The organism is Flavobacterium psychrotrophum (assembly GCF_003403075.1).
Lineage (GTDB): Bacteria > Bacteroidota > Bacteroidia > Flavobacteriales > Flavobacteriaceae > Flavobacterium > Flavobacterium psychrotrophum.
On the sequence record NZ_CP031557.1, the window covers coordinates 3,084,986 to 3,102,137 of the forward strand.

The window sequence follows — 17,152 nt, forward strand, 5'->3', positions numbered from 1 at the left end:
TGATTAATAGTTATATTCCTCTTTAGGAGTTAATAGCTCATTATATTCTTCTTTAGAACCTACGATAGTGTTATCATAATCCCTCATACCTGTACCTGCAGGTATTCTGTGTCCTACGATTACATTCTCTTTAAGTCCTTCAAGTCCGTCAACTTTACCTGCTACAGCAGCTTCGTTCAGTACTTTTGTAGTTTCCTGGAACGATGCAGCCGAGATAAACGACTTAGTTTGAAGTGACGCCCTTGTAATACCCTGTAGTACCGGAGTAGCCGTTGCCGGAACTACATCACGTGCTGATACCTGGTTTTGGTCGTTACGTTTAAGAAGCGAGTTCTCATCCCTTAGCTCACGCGGCGTAACAATTTGCCCCGCCTTAAGCGTTGTTGAGTCTCCTGCATCTTCAACCACTTTCATTCCGTATAGCTTGTCGTTCTCTACAATAAAGTCAGATGTGTGTGCCATTTGGTCTTCAAGGAACAGGGTATCACCCGGATCCTGAATTCTTACTTTACGCATCATCTGGCGTACAACAACTTCAAAGTGCTTATCGTTGATTTTTACACCCTGAAGACGGTATACTTCCTGGATCTCATTAACAAGATACTGCTGTACTGCCGATGGGCCTTGTATCCTAAGGATATCCTCAGGGGTAATTGCACCGTCAGAAAGTGGTAAACCTGCCTTAATAAAGTCATTCTCCTGAACAAGGATCTGGTTAGAAAGTTTCACAAGATATTTCTTGATTTCGCCGAATTTTGACTCAATCACAATCTCGCGGTTACCCCTCTTAATCTTACCAAATGATACTACACCGTCGATTTCAGAAACCACAGCCGGGTTAGATGGGTTACGTGCTTCAAGAAGTTCTGTAATACGTGGAAGACCTCCCGTGATATCGCCCGCTTTAGACGAACGCCTAGGTATCTTAACAAGAATTTTACCGGCTTTAATCTTTTCACCGTTATCTACCATAAGGTGGGCACCCACCGGAAGGTTATAAGAACGGATAAGCTCGCCATCTTTACCATATATCAATAAGGTAGGGATCAGTTTTTTGTTCCTTGCCTCAGAAATTACTTTTTCCTGGAAACCTGTCTGTTCGTCAATCTCTACGATAAATGACTGGCCCTGTTCGATATCTTCATAAGCTACCTTACCGGTAAACTCAGAAATAATAACACCGTTATAAGGGTCCCACTTACAGATGGTAGTACCTTTCTCCACTACGTCGCCATCTTTAACAAAGATGCTTGAACCGTAAGGGATGTTATGAGTATTTAATACAATACCAGTATTGTTATCAACAAGCTTAAGTTCAGTAGAACGAGATACCACGATATCCATTTCTTCACCTTCGCTGTTTTCTCCTTTAACTGTTTTAAGGTCTTCTATTTCTAAACGGCCTGCAAAACGGGTAACGATGCTCGACTCTTCAGACATACCACCCGCAACACCACCAACGTGGAATGTACGTAGTGTAAGCTGAGTACCCGGCTCACCAATAGACTGTGCAGCAATTACACCTACAGCCTCACCCCTTTGTGTCATTTGTCCTGTAGCAAGGCTACGACCATAACACTTAGCACAGATACCTTTAGTAGCCTCACATGTAAGAGGAGAACGTACCTCTACCGAATCAATAGGGGCAGCGTTAATAATTTTAACTTCAGCTTCAGTAATCTGGTCTCCGGCTTTAACAAGCACTTCGTTAGTAAGTGGATTGATAACATCCTGAAGCGCCACACGGCCCAGTATTCTTTCGCCAAGAGTTTCTACTATCTCTTCGTTATTTTTAAGAGCGCTAACTTCTATACCACGTAGTGTACCACAATCTACAGAGTTAACAATAACGTCTTGTGAAACGTCTACAAGCCTCCTTGTAAGATAACCGGCATCTGCCGTTTTAAGAGCGGTATCCGCAAGACCCTTACGTGCACCGTGAGTAGAAATAAAGTACTCAAGGATCGAAAGGCCTTCCTTAAAGTTAGAAAGAATTGGGTTTTCAATAATTTCACCACCACCGGCAGTTGATTTTTTAGGCTTAGCCATCAAACCACGCATACCTGTAAGCTGACGAATCTGTTCTTTAGAACCCCTCGCCCCAGAGTCAAGCATCATGTACACCGAGTTGAAGCCCTGCTGGTCTTCGCGGATGTTTTTCATGGCAAGCTCTGTAAGCAGTGCATTAGTAGAAGTCCACACGTCAATAACCTGGTTGTAACGCTCATTATTAGTAATAAGACCCATGTTATAACTAGCAGAGATCTCATCTACCTTACTGTTAGCATCTGCAATAAGTTCCTGTTTCCTTGGCGGGATAATGATATCACCTAAGCTGAATGACAAACCACCACGGAAGGCAAATTTGTAACCCATATCTTTCATGTTATCAAGGAACGCAGCCGTTGTAGGTACATCTGTAACACTTAAGATCTTACCAATAATATCCCTAAGAGATTTTTTAGTAAGTACCTCATTTATATATCCTGCTGCTTCCGGAACTACTTCGTTAAATAGTACACGTCCTGCAGTAGTCTGGATGATCTGGTAAACCATTTCACCTTTTTCATTAAAATCTTTAGCACGTATTTTAACGCGGGCATTAAGTTCAAGCCTGCCTTCGTTTAGTGCAATGTTAACTTCCTCTGCAGAATAGAAAGTAAGGCCCTGGCCTAATATTTTCTTTTCTTCTGTAGAAAGGCGTTCTTTGGTCATGTAGTACAGACCAAGTACCATGTCCTGAGAAGGTACAGTAACCGGAGCACCGTTAGCCGGGTTAAGGATATTGTGAGAAGCCAGCATTAACAGCTGTGCCTCAAGTATAGCCTCTGGCCCAAGTGGTAAATGCACCGCCATCTGGTCACCATCAAAGTCAGCGTTAAATGCCGTACATACCAATGGGTGAAGCTGAATAGCCTTACCTTCGATAAGTTTTGGCTGGAACGCCTGTATACCAAGCCTGTGAAGGGTTGGAGCCCTGTTTAATAGTACCGGGTGACCTTTGATTACATTTTCAAGGATATCCCAAACTACAGGTTCTTTTTTGTCAATTATTTTTTTAGCTGACTTAACCGTTTTTACGATACCGCGCTCTATAAGCTTACGGATAACAAACGGTTTGTAAAGTTCGGCAGCCATATCTTTAGGAAGACCACACTCAAACAGTTTCATTTCAGGGCCAACGACGATTACCGAACGTGCAGAATAGTCAACACGCTTACCAAGTAGGTTTTGACGGAAACGTCCTTGCTTACCTTTAAGTGAATCTGAAAGTGATTTAAGCGGCCTGTTAGATTCTGTCTTAACAGCAGAAGCTTTCCTTGTATTATCAAAAAGTGAATCTACAGATTCCTGTAGCATACGCTTTTCATTACGAAGGATAACCTCTGGCGCCTTAATCTCCATAAGCCTCTTAAGACGGTTGTTACGTATTATAACCCTCCTGTAAAGATCATTAAGGTCAGACGTTGCAAAACGTCCACCATCAAGCGGCACAAGTGGGCGAAGCTCTGGCGGGATAACAGGTATAACCTTAAGTATCATCCACTCAGGGCGATTCTCCCTATTGTAGTTACTCTCACGGAAAGATTCTACAACCTGTAACCTTTTTAAAGCTTCAGTTTTACGTTGTTTAGACGTTTCAGTATTAGCACTGTGACGTAGCTTATAAGACAGCGCATCAAGGTCTATCCTTGCAAGCAGGTCCATAATACACTCAGCACCCATTTTAGCGATAAACTTGTTAGGGTCATTATCGTCAAGGTACTGGTTTTCTAACGGCAGGCTATCCTGTATGTTTATAAACTCTTCCTCTGTAAGGAAATCAAGAGCATTAAGTGTATCGCCTTCCGGTCCTTTAGCAATACCCGGCTGTATAACCACATACCTTTCATAGTATATGATCATGTCTAACTTTTTAGACGGAAGCCCAAGTATATAACCTATTTTGTTTGGCAGCGAACGGAAATACCATATGTGCGCAATTGGCACCACAAGGTTAATGTGGCCTACCCTGTCGCGACGTACTTTCTTTTCAGTAACTTCAACACCGCATCGGTCACAAACAATCCCTTTGTATCGAATCCTTTTATACTTGCCACAAGCACATTCAAAGTCCTTTACAGGGCCAAAAATACGCTCGCAGAAAAGGCCGTCCCTCTCCGGTTTGTGGGTACGATAGTTAATGGTTTCAGGCTTTAAAACCTCACCCCTTGATTCAGCCAGGATAGACTCCGGCGAAGCAAGGCCTATCGATATCTGGTTAAACCTTTTTACGGTATTTTTATCTTTTAATCTTGTCATGATATGTAATCTACCAATTTTATTAAAAAAGTATAGAAAGGGAATGGCGCCAAGGCACCACTCCCATGAAAATTATTCTTCTAATCTGATGTCAAGACCAAGGCCTTTAAGCTCGTGCATCAATACATTGAATGATTCCGGCAAGCCTGGTTCCGGCATGGTTTCTCCCTTAACGATAGCTTCGTAAGTTTTAGCCCTGCCTATTACGTCATCTGATTTAACGGTTAGTATCTCACGTAGTGTGCTCGATGCGCCGTAAGCCTCAAGTGCCCACACCTCCATCTCACCAAAACGCTGTCCACCAAACTGTGCCTTACCACCAAGTGGCTGCTGCGTGATAAGTGAATACGGACCGATAGAACGGGCGTGCATCTTATCATCAACCATGTGGCCCAGTTTAAGCATATAGATAACACCTACAGTAGCCGGCTGGTGAAAACGCTCTCCTGTACCACCATCATAAAGATAAGTGTGGCCAAAACGCGGAATACCTGCCTCATCTGTAAGTTCATTAATCTGGTCCAGAGATGCACCGTCAAAAATTGGCGTTGCATATTTACGTCCCAGCTTAAGTCCTGCCCATCCTAGTACTGTTTCATAGATTTGCCCAATGTTCATACGCGAAGGTACACCCAGCGGGTTAAGTACGATATCTACAGGAGTACCATCCTCAAGGAACGGCATATCTTCAGCACGTACAATCTTAGCTACAATACCTTTGTTACCGTGGCGACCCGCCATTTTATCACCCACTTTAAGCTTACGTTTCTTAGCGATGTAAACTTTAGCAAGCTTAAGGATACCAGACGGAAGTTCGTCACCCACAGTAATTGTGAATTTCTCTCTTCTTAGTGCACCCTGAAGGTCGTTTAGTTTGATCTTATAATTGTGTATAAGGTCATTAACCATAGCATTGGTCTCGTCATCCGTAGTCCACTGCCCTTTAGTAAGGTGAGCAAAATCCTCTACCGCATAAAGCATCTTTTGGGTATATTTTTTACCTTTTGGAAGTACTTCTTCACCAAGGTCATTCATCACACCCTGCGATGTTTTTCCGTTAACGATATTAAACAACTTGTCAATAAGCTTGTCTTTAAGTTCAATGAACTTAACTTCAAAATCCATCTCAAGTTTTGTCAAATCGTCTTTATCCTTAGTACGCTTACGTTTATCTTTAACGGCACGCGCAAAAAGTTTTTTATCAAGAACCACACCATGAAGTGACGGAGAAGCTTTTAATGAAGCATCTTTAACATCACCTGCCTTATCGCCAAAGATGGCGCGAAGTAGTTTTTCTTCCGGTGTTGGATCACTTTCTCCCTTAGGAGTAATCTTACCAATAAGGATGTCGCCAGGTTTAACCTCTGCACCAATCCTGATCATACCGTTCTCATCAAGGTCTTTAGTAGCCTCTTCAGATACGTTTGGTATATCATTAGTAAGTTCTTCGTTACCCAGTTTAGTATCCCTTACTTCAAGAGAATAATCGTCTACGTGAATAGAGGTGAAGATATCATCACGCACCACTTTTTCAGATATTACAATCGCATCCTCAAAGTTGTAACCTTTCCATGGCATGAACGCCACCTGAAGGTTACGGCCCAAAGCAAGTTCACCATTTTGTGTAGCATAACCTTCACAAAGAACCTGGCCCGGCGCTACCCTGTCGCCTTTGCGAACAATAGGCTTAAGGTTAATGCTTGTGCTCTGGTTGGTTTTCCTGAACTTAATAAGCTGGTATGTTTTCTCGTCCGGATCAAAGCTTACGCTACGCTCGCGGTCGGTCCTGTCATATTTTATAGTAACCTGGTTAGCGTCTACATACTCTATAGTACCATGCCCTTCAGCATTTATAAGCACACGAGAGTCTGAAGCTACCTGGCGCTCAAGGCCTGTACCCACGATTGGCGATTCAGGACGTAACAATGGTACGGCCTGGCGCATCATGTTAGAGCCCATCAGCGCACGGTTCGCATCATCATGTTCAAGGAACGGAATAAGCGAAGCCGATATTGAAGCAATCTGGTTTGGTGCAACGTCAGTATAGTGTACAGCAGTAGGCTCAAGAACCGGGAAGTCACCTTCCTCACGTGCAATAACCTTATCTGCGGTAATAGTACCATCTGCATCCATTGCAATGTTTGCCTGAGCTATAAGCTTACCTTCTTCTTCCTCCGCACTTAGATAGATTGGTTCAGAAACAAGGTCTACTTTACCCTCTGTAACTTTACGGTAAGGCGTTTCAATAAAGCCCATCCCATTGACTTTAGCATATACACCAAGAGAAGAGATAAGACCAATGTTCGGACCTTCCGGAGTTTCGATAGGACAAAGGCGTCCGTAGTGCGTGTAGTGAACATCTCGCACCTCAAAACCTGCACGCTCACGGCTAAGACCACCTGGTCCAAGGGCAGACAGCCTGCGCTTGTGGGTAATCTCTGCAAGAGGATTTGTCTGGTCCATAAACTGCGAAAGCTGATTAGTACCAAAGAACGAGTTGATAACCGAAGACAGGGTTTTGGCATTGATAAGATCTATCGGGGTAAATACCTCGTTATCCCTTACGTTCATACGCTCACGGATAGTCCTGGCCATACGAGCAAGACCTACACCAAACTGAGCCGACAACTGCTCGCCAACTGTTCTTACCCTACGGTTAGAAAGGTGGTCAATATCATCAATCTCAGCTTTAGAGTTTATAAGCTCTATAAGGTATTTAACTATCGTAATGATATCCTCTTTGGTAAGCACCTGCTTATCCATAGGGATGTCAAGATTAAGTTTTTTGTTCATCCTGTAACGGCCCACATCACCAAGGTTGTAACGCTGGTCAGAGAAGAACAATTTATCTATAATGCCACGTGCAGTCTCTTCATCAGGCGGTTCTGCGTTACGCAACTGACGGTAGATGTGCTCTACGGCTTCTTTTTCAGAGTTTGTAGGGTCTTTTTGCAGCGTGTTGTGGATAATAGCATAATCTGCCTGATTATTATCCTCTTTGTGCAACAGGATCGTTTTCACGTTAGCCTCAATGATCTCCTCAACGTTATCTTTATCGATAAGGGTATCACGGTCTAAGATGATCTCGTTACGCTCGATAGAAACTACCTCGCCTGTATCCTCATCCACAAAGTCTTCATGCCATGTATTTAGCACACGCGCTGCAAGCCTCCTGCCTATATATTTTTTCAGGCTGCTTTTAGATACTTTAATTTCCTCAGCAAGGTCAAATATCTCAAGGATATCCTTGTCCCTTTCAAAGCCAATGGCACGGAACAGGGTTGTTACAGGAAGCTTTTTCTTCCTGTCGATATAAGCATACATTACACTGTTAATGTCTGTAGCAAATTCGATCCATGAACCTTTAAAAGGAATTACCCTTGCAGAGTAAAGTTTTGTTCCGTTTGCGTGGAACGACTGGCCAAAGAATACACCGGGCGACCTGTGAAGTTGCGATACAACTACACGCTCAGCCCCGTTGATAACAAAGGTACCACTAGGCGTCATGTAAGGAATGGTTCCTAAATAAACATCCTGTACAATTGTTTCAAAATCTTCATGTTCAGGATCTGTACAATACAGCTTTAAACGCGCTTTAAGCGGCACGCTGTAAGTAAGCCCCCTGTCTATACACTCTTCAATTGTATAACGTGGCGGATCAACAAAGTAATCAAGGAACTCCAATACAAACTGATTTCTGGTATCAGTAATCGGAAAGTTTTCCATGAAGGTATTATAAAGACCCTCGTTGCCTCTTTCATCCGATTTTGTTTCAAGCTGGAAAAAATCCCTGAACGACTTAACCTGGATATCTAAGAAATCCGGATAGTTAGGGATGTTTTTTGTTGAGGCAAAATTTAATCTTTCAGTCTGATTTGTTATCATCAATGGACAAAATTTTGATTAAAATAAAAAATAATATAGCGTATAAAATGTTATTATACGAAAAATGGTTTAGGCCTTTGAGAGTTTTTCTCAAGGCCTAAACCTAAGGTTTTAAACCGATGTAAGCTTATTTAAGCTCAACTACAGCACCAGCTTCTTCTAGAGATTTTTTAAGACCTTCAGCCTCATCTTTAGAGATGCCTTCTTTAACGTTAGCAGGAGCTCCGTCTACAAGATCTTTAGCTTCTTTAAGACCTAGGCCTGTAAGTTCTTTAACCGCTTTTACAACAGCAAGTTTAGAAGCACCAGCATCTTTAAGAACTACTGTAAATTCAGTTTGCTCTTCAGCAACCGGAGCATCACCACCAGCAGCAGGGCCAGCGAAAGCTACTGCAGCAGCAGCAGGCTCAATGCCATATTCATCTTTAAGTATTGTAGCAAGTTCGTTAACTTCTTTAACAGTAAGGTTAACTAGTTGTTCTGCGAATTGTTTCAAATCTGCCATTTTTTCTATCGTTTTAAATAGTTTGTAATATATAATTTATTAAGTGCGTTTTCGCCAATGTACTATCGCTCAGATAGTGTTTTAACAAGACCTGCAATTGTATTACCGCCCGATTTAAGAGCAGAGATAACATTTTTAGCAGGAGACTGAAGAAGACCAATGATCTCTCCAATAACTTCTTCTTTAGATTTAAGCGCTACAAGAGCATCCAGCTGGTTGTCTCCAATAAATACAGCCTCGTGGATGTAAGCACCCTTAAGTACCGGCTTATCAGATTTCTTGCGGAATTCTTTAATTACTTTAGCAGGAGCGTTACCGTCTTCTGCGATAAGTATTGCAGTATTTCCTTTAAGAACAGATGGTAGATCGCTGTAGTTGTTATCAGTACCCTCCATTGCTTTTTCAAGCAGGGTATTTTTAACAACCTCAAGCTTTATACCTGCTTTAAAGCAAGCTCTTCTTAAGTTTGAAGTAGTTTCTGCATTCAGACCAGAGATATCAGCAACGTAAACAACGTTTGATCCGGCTAACTGAGCAGTTAATTCTTCAATAACTCTTGATTTTTCTTCTTTAGTCATAATAAAAATTATTTAACTACCAATTATACCGCCTTAGGGTCTAAAGCAATAGCAGGGCTCATAGTACTAGAGATATGGATACCTTTAATGTATGTACCTTTAGCCGCAACTGGTTTCATTTTGATTAATGTTTGTATGATTTCGTGAGCGTTCTCAGCGATTTTATCAGCATCAAAAGAGATTCTGCCAATACCAGCGTGAACGATACCTGTTTTATCAACTTTAAAGTCAATTTTACCAGCCTTAACTTCCTGGATAGCTTTAGCTACATCCATAGTTACAGTACCGGTTTTAGGGTTTGGCATAAGGCCACGAGGACCTAATATTCTACCTAAAGGACCTAGTTTACCCATAACAGCAGGCATAGTGATGATAACATCAACATCCGTCCAGCCATCTTTGATTTTTTGAAGATAATCATCTAAACCTACGTGGTCTGCACCAGCAGCTTTAGCTTCAGCTTCTTTATCCGGAGTAACAAGGGCAAGAACCCTTACATCCTTACCAGTACCATGAGGAAGTGTTACAACACCCCTTACCATCTGGTTTGCTTTCCTTGGATCTACACCCAGGCGCACTGAGATATCTACTGATTCATCAAATTTTGCAGAAGCAACCGTTTTGATCAATGCAGATGCATCTTTCAAAGAGTACAGTTTGTTCTTTTCAATTTTTGAAGCAGCTTCTTTCTGTTTTTTTGTCAATTTTGCCATTTCTTGTCTTGTTAACGATTAAAAAGGAGCTGCTCCTGATACAGTTATTCCCATAGACCTTGCAGTTCCAGCGATCATGCTCATTGCTTTTTCAATTGTAAAAGCATTTAAGTCAACAATCTTGTCTTCAGCAATAGCCCTGATCTGATCCCAGGTAACGCTTGCTACTTTCTTACGGTTTGGTTCACCTGAACCCGACTTTAGTTTGGCAGCATCCAAAAGCTGTATTGCAGCTGGTGGAGTTTTTACAACAAATTCGAAAGATTTGTCTTTGTACACAGTAATTTGTACAGGTAAAACTTTGCCTGGTTTATCCTGGGTTCTGGCATTAAATTGCTTACAGAATTCCATGATGTTAACACCAGCAGCTCCCAAAGCAGGTCCAACCGGTGGCGACGGGTTCGCAGCACCTCCCTTAACTTGTAGTTTAACTACTTTACTAATTTCTTTAGCCATTTCTTTTAAAAGATTTAGCACATCTTCAATTGGAAGCGAGGATGTGATTTATAATAAGTGTAACAAAAATTATACTTTTTCAACTTGCATAAAGCTCAGTTCAAGCGGTGTTTTCCTTCCAAAGATTTTCACCATTACTTCTAGCTTACGCTTTTCTTCATTTACCTTTTCTACAGTACCATTAAAGCCGTTAAACGGCCCATCAATAACTTTTACAGTTTCTCCTGCAGCATAAGGTATAGAAGCATTATCTGTTTTAACAGAGAGTTCATCAACTTTACCAAGCATCCTGTTTACCTCTGTAAGCCTTAAAGGCACAGCATCACCCCCTTTAGTTTCACCAAGGAAGCCAATAACACCAGTAATAGATTTGATAATATGAGGAACTTCGCCAGTAAGGCTGGCCTCGATCATTACATAGCCAGGGAAATAAACCCTATCCTTACTTATCTTTTTACCATCACGCACCTGCACTACTTTTTCAGTAGGAACAAGAACCTGCGACACATAATCAGATAATCCGGCTTTGCTTATTTCAGTATCTATGTAGTTTTTAACTTTATTTTCCTGACCGCTTACCGCCCTAACCACATACCATTTTTTGACATTGTTATCAGTCATCGCAATAAAATTAGTTTTTTAAGAAAGCATACAACTTAGCTACAGCAACCTCAAAGCCTCTGTCTATACCAAAAGTAATCAGGGCGAATATCATAGAGAATACTGCCACTATTATGGTAAGGCGTTGCACTTCTGCCCACTCAGGCCAGGTCACATTTTCTTTAAGCTCAGTAAATGCCTCTGATATATAACTGGTTACTTTCATTTTATATCTTGTTTTTATGCTTAAGCACGGGTGGAGGGATTCGAACCCCCATCAACGGTTTTGGAGACCGCTATTCTACCCTTGAACTACACCCGTTTGATTAAAAAACGGCCGCTGCCTTAACATTGGCCGTTTTTATTTATTTTTAAGCTATTTTAATTAGCTAAGTATTTCAGTAACCTGACCTGCACCTACTGTACGACCACCCTCACGGATAGCGAAACGAAGACCTACACTAAGAGCGATTGGGCTAAGTAGTTGCACTTCAATTGTAAGGTTATCACCTGGCATAACCATCTCAACACCTGCAGGTAGAGAAATTGTACCTGTTACGTCAGTTGTACGAACATAGAACTGAGGACGGTAGTTGTTATGGAATGGTGTGTGACGACCACCTTCTTCTTTTTTAAGGATATAAACCTCAGCTTTAAAGTGAGCATGTGGCTTAACAGATCCTGGCTTAATGATAACCATTCCACGACGGATATCTTCTTTAGCAATACCCCTTAGAAGGATACCAGCATTATCTCCAGCCTCACCCCTATCAAGGATTTGACGGAACATTTCGATACCTGTTATAGTAGAAGTTAGTTTTTCAGCACCCATACCAATGATCTCAACCGGATCACCTGTATTAGCAATACCTGTTTCGATACGACCTGTTGCAACAGTACCACGACCAGTGATCGTAAATACGTCTTCAACCGGCATAAGGAATGGCTTCTCAATATCACGAGCAGGAAGCTCGATCCAGTTATCAACAGCAGCCATTAGTTCAAGAACAGTATCAACCCATTTTGGCTCACCGTTAAGTGCACCTAGAGCAGAACCCTGAACAACAGGACCATTATCTCCATCATACTGATAGAAAGAAAGTAGATCACGGATTTCCATTTCAACCAGCTCAAGAAGCTCAGCATCATCAACCATGTCAACTTTGTTCATGAAAACTACCATCCTTGGCACACCTACCTGGCGACCTAGAAGGATGTGCTCACGAGTTTGTGGCATTGGACCATCTGTAGCAGCAACTACAAGGATAGCACCGTCCATCTGAGCAGCACCAGTAACCATGTTCTTAACGTAATCCGCGTGACCTGGACAGTCAACGTGAGCGTAGTGACGGTTAGCTGTAGCATACTCTACGTGAGAAGTATTAATAGTAATACCCCTTTCTTTCTCTTCAGGAGCATTATCAATTTGGTCAAATGACTTAGCCTCAGAATAACCTGCATCAGCCAAAACCTTAGTAATAGCAGCAGTTAAAGTTGTTTTACCGTGGTCAACGTGCCCAATAGTACCTATATTAAGGTGTGGCTTCGACCTATCAAAAGTTTCCTTTGCCATGATTTAATAATTTAATCTTAGTTTATAATTAGTGTTCAAATTCTTCTAAACCTAGAGCCAATGACGGGAATTGAACCCGTGACCTCTTCCTTACCAAGGAAGCACTCTACCCCTGAGCTACACCGGCCTCTTTTGCCTGATTTTAGATTCTAAATCCTGAACTAAACACATTCAATCTTTAAAACCATCACCCAAGACAATGTTTTGTGGGGAGAGCAGGATTCGAACCTGCGAAGATTGCTCAACGGATTTACAGTCCGTCCTCGTTGGCCGCTTGAGTATCTCCCCTAACCTTAACTTTTTCAGTTGCTTACAAAAAGAACGTTTCTTTGAGCCGATAGAGGGACTCGAACCCACGACCTGCTGATTACAAATCAGCTGCTCTAGCCAGCTGAGCTACACCGGCAACTTCATAAAAAAGTCCGCTATTTCTAACGGACTGCAAATGTAGAAAATTTATTTTCTAATCAAAACATTTTCATAAAAAAATTTAAAATTATGATCTTGCCCTGACTTTATGTTTTCTTTTTACAAGCATACGCTCCATAGAATCAGCAGCTAACTCTACAGCCTCCTCAAAAGACTTACATTGCTTTTTTACAACAAATTCATCACCCGGCACACTAATTTTAATTTCAGCTATCTTATTTTCCTTATCCGTCGTATTACCCACTTTAAAGAACACATCAGAGCAAACCACCCTGTCATAGTACTTTTCAAGCTTATCCAACCTACCCTGAACATAGCCTACCAATTTACTGTCAACTGTAAAGTTAACCGCGTGAACATTTACTTTCATAATAAAAACAATTAGGTTAAACAAAATCAGGAACCACCCTTATCGCGAGGATGCGCACCTTTATACACCGCCTTAAGCTCAGCAAGACTGCTGTGTGTGTATATTTGCGTAGACGACAAACTCGCATGCCCAAGCAATTCCTTTACCGAATTTAAATCGGCTCCGTTATTTAAAAGATGCGTAGCAAAAGTATGCCTAAGAACGTGCGGGCTCTTTTTCACCTTTCCGGAGACAACACTAAAGTAACAATTTATTAACCTATACACAAAAGATTCACTAACTTTTTTACCGGAAGCATTCAAAATTAACACATCAGAATCCTGAAGCACAGACAACGCAGCTCTCTTTGCCAGATAGCCTTCCAACACATCTAAGGTACAACGCAACACCGGAACCAGACGCTCTTTGTTACGCTTACCCAAAACTTTAAGTACACGCGCATCCGCATCATAACTACCAAGCCTTAAATTAATCAACTCAGCCCTGCGTATGCCTGTCGTATAGAACAACTCGATAATTAAACGATTACGAAAACCCTCAAAATCATCCGGATAATCATTAAGATAAACCACATCATGCATTTCAGCTTCGCTAAAAGGCACCTGCACTTTTTTTTCTGTTTTTAATGATTTATGTTTTTGAAGCGGAGAAAAAGCTACCTGTTTTATTTTAAGCAAAAATCTATAAAACGATTTAAGGGAAGAAATTTTACGGTTTACAGTTTTATTAGAAAGCTTTTCTTCTTCAACAAGCTTTACAATCCAGGAACGCACTTGCCCATAACTAACCTCCCGAAGTGTTGCACCAAAATCATCACGCTGTATAAACAACTCAAAACCAACAACATCATCAAGATAAGCACGCGCAGTAAGAGGAGAATAATTTTTTTCCTTTAAGAGATAGTCACGAAAAGCATCTTTATCATCAACCATATAAAATAGAAAAACCGCTAGCAGCAAAGTTACACTTTAACTACTAACGGCTGCTATTTAAAGCCCCAAAAAATTATTACTAGTTCTCCGCTGCGTCTCTAAGACCTTGGATATAAGCTGCTTTTTGAACTTCTATTCTTCTGCTAACAGAAGGTTTGATGAATGCGGAACGAGACCTTAGTTGACGAACAACTCCGGTTTTATCGAATTTACGCTTGTAACGCTTAAGCGCCCTATCAATATTTTCTCCGTCTTTAATTGGTATAATCAACATAGTATAACACCTCCTCTCGTTTGTTGCTGCAAATATATACTAATTTATCTATATCTACCAAATAAATAATTACAATTATTTAACACTAACAAAAACAACGACCCTCTACTTTAAAACACTTAAAATACTACTACAAAAAAAGCTCCCTAAAAGGGAGCCCAACACTGTTGGTTATATATAAGTAGTGCTATTTCAAAATATTACGTGAAATTACCAGTTTTTGTATCTCAGTAGTACCTTCACCTATTGTACATAGCTTGGCATCCCTGTAATACTTCTCTACCGGAAAATCTTTGGTGTAACCATAGCCACCATGTATCTGCACTGCTTCGTTAGCAATGCGCACACAAGCCTCACTGGCAAACATTTTTGCCATAGCTCCTGCTGTTGTTACCGGTTGATGATTATTTTTAAGATGCGCCGCTTTGTGCAACAATAACTCACTGGCTTCAATTTCGGTAGCCATGTCAGCAAGCTTAAAAGAAATACCCTGGAAACTGCTTATAGGCTGACCAAACTGATGGCGTTCCTTGCTATATTTCAGCGAAGCCTCGTAAGCACCTTTAGCAATACCCAGCGATAACGCCCCGATAGAAATACGTCCGCCATCAAGTATTTTCATGGCCTGTATAAAGCCCTCACCTACTTCGCCCAGGCGATTTGCATCAGGAATACGGCAGTCATCAAAAACAAGTTCTGCTGTTTCGCTGGCACGCATACCCAGTTTGTTTTCTTTTTTACCCGAACTAAAGCCCGGCGTACCTTTTTCTATTACAAAAGCAGTCATGCCACGCGAGTCGCCTTTCTCGCCGGTACGCACTATAACAACAGCTACATCGCCGCTTTTGCCGTGGGTTATAAAGTTTTTAGCACCGTTAATTACCCAATGATCACCTTCTTTTACGGCAGTAGTATTCATACCACCCGCATCGCTGCCGGTATTATGCTCTGTAAGACCCCAGGCTCCAATAAATTCTGCTGTAGCCAACTTAGGCAACCAACGTTGCTTTTGCTCTTCATTACCAAACATTAATATATGGTTTGTACAAAGCGAATTATGCGCCGCTACAGAAAGGCCTATTGACGGATCAACTTTAGATAATTCATCGATAACGGTAATATATTCATGATAACCAAGGCCACTACCGCCATATTCTTCAGGCACGAGCACACCCATGTAGCCCATTTCACCCAGTTTTTTAAACAGGTCTACTGGAAAATACTGGGTCTCATCCCATTCCATATAATAAGGAGTAATATTAAAGGCCGCAAATTCCCTGATGGAAGATGCTATCATAGCCTGCGTATCGGTAGTTTCAAAAACCATAAATAATTAGCTTAATTTTTAGTATTCCAAATATAAAGCAATTATTTTTGATTTTAATATAAAAATATCATTAATTTTTGACAATTCATCAAAGCTATAAATCTTTCCTTTCATGCTGCGCTGCGTGATAATGCTTTTTGCAATATCTCTGTTAAAATAAGGAAAACGGCTCAGTTGCTGTAATGATGCACTGTTTACATTAATTTTATTTACAGCAAGCCCATCTCCTGCTTTAAAAGCTTTTTTAAGTCCGGTAATGGCTTCGGGACTAAATTCAGGAAAATCATCCATCTGATCCATGCTCACAAAAGCCCCCAGGTCTGAACGGCGACGGAGCAGCTTTTTAGCATAAGCAGGCCCTATACCTCTCACTGCAATAAGATCTTCTTCTAAAGCCGTGTTTATATCCAACACTTTTACAGGAACAGCTATATTTTCTTTTTTAGAAAATGCAGCATTTTTATTGCCCGCCGTATAAACATAAGCCGTCTTTTCCGTAAACTGCTTTTTATTCTTAACCCAGTCCGGAAATTTAAAATAAGGGGATACAACCGCAAGTAAACTATCGCTAACACCGGTTACTGTTTTAAAATCGGCGGCAGAATTAACCCACTTGCCTTCTTTTCTAAATGCTTTAAGCTTATCGATCTGTTCTACAGTCATGCCTAAAGCATACCCTTTATAATCAGTTATGTAATTAGGATTAAACGGATATATCTTATAACCATCTTTTGTGGCGTGTTTTGCTTTAAGCGCATCTATTTTAGTTTGTAGTGCAAGCCATTGTTTTTCCTCTTCTGATTTTTCTGAATCTGAAACATCCTGCCGGGATATAAAAAACCACCCCACCTGTACGCATACAACTAACCCACAAAGCACCATGAGCCCCTTGCGCTGCCCTGCCGTAAAACGGTATACCTGCCCTGTATCCATAAAAATCAGGAAGTTTTTAAAATCAGAAATTTAAATTTAAAGGTCAAAAACTGAACTGCGCTTGGTATAAACCATATCTTTTAACCTTAGCCAGAACGCAAGCGTAAGGTACACGCCAAACCAAAGACCTACAGTTACAAACGTTATATAGATAAAAAACAAGCGCACATTGCTGGCGCGCATCCCCATACGGTCTGCCAGGCGGCTGGCAACTGCGAAACCATGTTTTTCAAAAAAGTGGCGAAGGTTATTTATCAAAGACATTTTAGTTTAAA

At 41.2% G+C, this 17,152-nt stretch carries 15 protein-coding genes and 4 tRNA genes; all 19 read right to left on the reverse strand.

Annotation, left to right across the window (positions count from 1 at the left end):
- Positions 1 to 3 precede the first annotated feature (3 nt).
- Complete coding sequence (gene rpoC / locus DYH63_RS13210) at positions 4 to 4,302, reverse strand: DNA-directed RNA polymerase subunit beta' (protein ID WP_116789256.1); 4,299 nt, start codon at positions 4,300 to 4,302, stop codon at positions 4 to 6.
- 72 nt (positions 4,303 to 4,374) lie between these two features.
- Positions 4,375 to 8,187, reverse strand: coding sequence for a DNA-directed RNA polymerase subunit beta (gene rpoB, locus DYH63_RS13215; protein WP_116789257.1), 3,813 nt, complete (start codon positions 8,185 to 8,187; stop codon positions 4,375 to 4,377).
- A gap of 127 nt (positions 8,188 to 8,314) precedes the next feature.
- A complete protein-coding gene (rplL, locus tag DYH63_RS13220) occupies positions 8,315 to 8,692 on the reverse strand; it encodes a 50S ribosomal protein L7/L12 (RefSeq protein WP_116789258.1) in 378 nt (125 codons plus the stop codon).
- A gap of 62 nt (positions 8,693 to 8,754) precedes the next feature.
- Positions 8,755 to 9,270 carry a 50S ribosomal protein L10 gene (rplJ, locus tag DYH63_RS13225; protein WP_116789259.1) on the reverse strand — a complete coding sequence of 172 codons (516 nt, stop codon included), beginning with the start codon at positions 9,268 to 9,270 and terminating at the stop codon, positions 8,755 to 8,757.
- Positions 9,271 to 9,293: 23 nt separating this feature from the next.
- Complete coding sequence (rplA, locus tag DYH63_RS13230) at positions 9,294 to 9,983, reverse strand: 50S ribosomal protein L1 (protein ID WP_116789260.1); 690 nt, start codon at positions 9,981 to 9,983, stop codon at positions 9,294 to 9,296.
- A gap of 18 nt (positions 9,984 to 10,001) precedes the next feature.
- A complete protein-coding gene (gene rplK / locus DYH63_RS13235; protein ID WP_026990348.1) occupies positions 10,002 to 10,439 on the reverse strand; it encodes a 50S ribosomal protein L11 in 438 nt (145 codons plus the stop codon).
- A 69-nt stretch (positions 10,440 to 10,508) separates the two neighbouring features.
- Positions 10,509 to 11,060, reverse strand: coding sequence for a transcription termination/antitermination protein NusG (nusG, locus tag DYH63_RS13240; protein ID WP_116789261.1), 552 nt, complete (start codon positions 11,058 to 11,060; stop codon positions 10,509 to 10,511).
- 10 nt (positions 11,061 to 11,070) lie between these two features.
- Entirely contained in the window at positions 11,071 to 11,265 is a 195-nt protein-coding gene (gene secE / locus DYH63_RS13245) for a preprotein translocase subunit SecE (protein WP_116789262.1), read from the reverse strand.
- Between the two features lie 25 nt (positions 11,266 to 11,290).
- A tRNA-Trp gene (locus tag DYH63_RS13250) sits at positions 11,291 to 11,361 on the reverse strand.
- A 63-nt stretch (positions 11,362 to 11,424) separates the two neighbouring features.
- Complete coding sequence (gene tuf / locus DYH63_RS13255; protein WP_116789263.1) at positions 11,425 to 12,612, reverse strand: elongation factor Tu; 1,188 nt, start codon at positions 12,610 to 12,612, stop codon at positions 11,425 to 11,427.
- A 55-nt stretch (positions 12,613 to 12,667) separates the two neighbouring features.
- Positions 12,668 to 12,739: transfer RNA gene (locus tag DYH63_RS13260), tRNA-Thr, on the reverse strand.
- A gap of 80 nt (positions 12,740 to 12,819) precedes the next feature.
- Positions 12,820 to 12,900, reverse strand: a tRNA-Tyr gene (locus DYH63_RS13265).
- A 44-nt stretch (positions 12,901 to 12,944) separates the two neighbouring features.
- Positions 12,945 to 13,018: transfer RNA gene (locus DYH63_RS13270), tRNA-Thr, on the reverse strand.
- Between the two features lie 90 nt (positions 13,019 to 13,108).
- Positions 13,109 to 13,411, reverse strand: coding sequence for a ribosome hibernation-promoting factor, HPF/YfiA family (hpf, locus tag DYH63_RS13275; RefSeq protein WP_116789264.1), 303 nt, complete (start codon positions 13,409 to 13,411; stop codon positions 13,109 to 13,111).
- A 26-nt stretch (positions 13,412 to 13,437) separates the two neighbouring features.
- Positions 13,438 to 14,343: a tyrosine-type recombinase/integrase gene (locus DYH63_RS13280; protein WP_116789265.1), complete on the reverse strand. Its 906-nt coding sequence runs from the start codon at positions 14,341 to 14,343 to the stop codon at positions 13,438 to 13,440.
- A 79-nt stretch (positions 14,344 to 14,422) separates the two neighbouring features.
- Positions 14,423 to 14,617 (reverse strand): 30S ribosomal protein S21, encoded by a 195-nt coding sequence (rpsU, locus tag DYH63_RS13285; RefSeq protein WP_116789266.1) that lies wholly within the window; start codon positions 14,615 to 14,617, stop codon positions 14,423 to 14,425.
- A gap of 187 nt (positions 14,618 to 14,804) precedes the next feature.
- Entirely contained in the window at positions 14,805 to 15,944 is a 1,140-nt protein-coding gene (locus tag DYH63_RS13290) for an acyl-CoA dehydrogenase family protein (RefSeq protein ID WP_116789267.1), read from the reverse strand.
- An 18-nt stretch (positions 15,945 to 15,962) separates the two neighbouring features.
- Complete coding sequence (locus tag DYH63_RS13295; RefSeq protein ID WP_116789268.1) at positions 15,963 to 16,877, reverse strand: ComEA family DNA-binding protein; 915 nt, start codon at positions 16,875 to 16,877, stop codon at positions 15,963 to 15,965.
- 36 nt (positions 16,878 to 16,913) lie between these two features.
- Entirely contained in the window at positions 16,914 to 17,141 is a 228-nt protein-coding gene (locus DYH63_RS13300) for a PspC domain-containing protein (protein WP_162927027.1), read from the reverse strand.
- Positions 17,142 to 17,152: the final 11 nt, after the last annotated feature.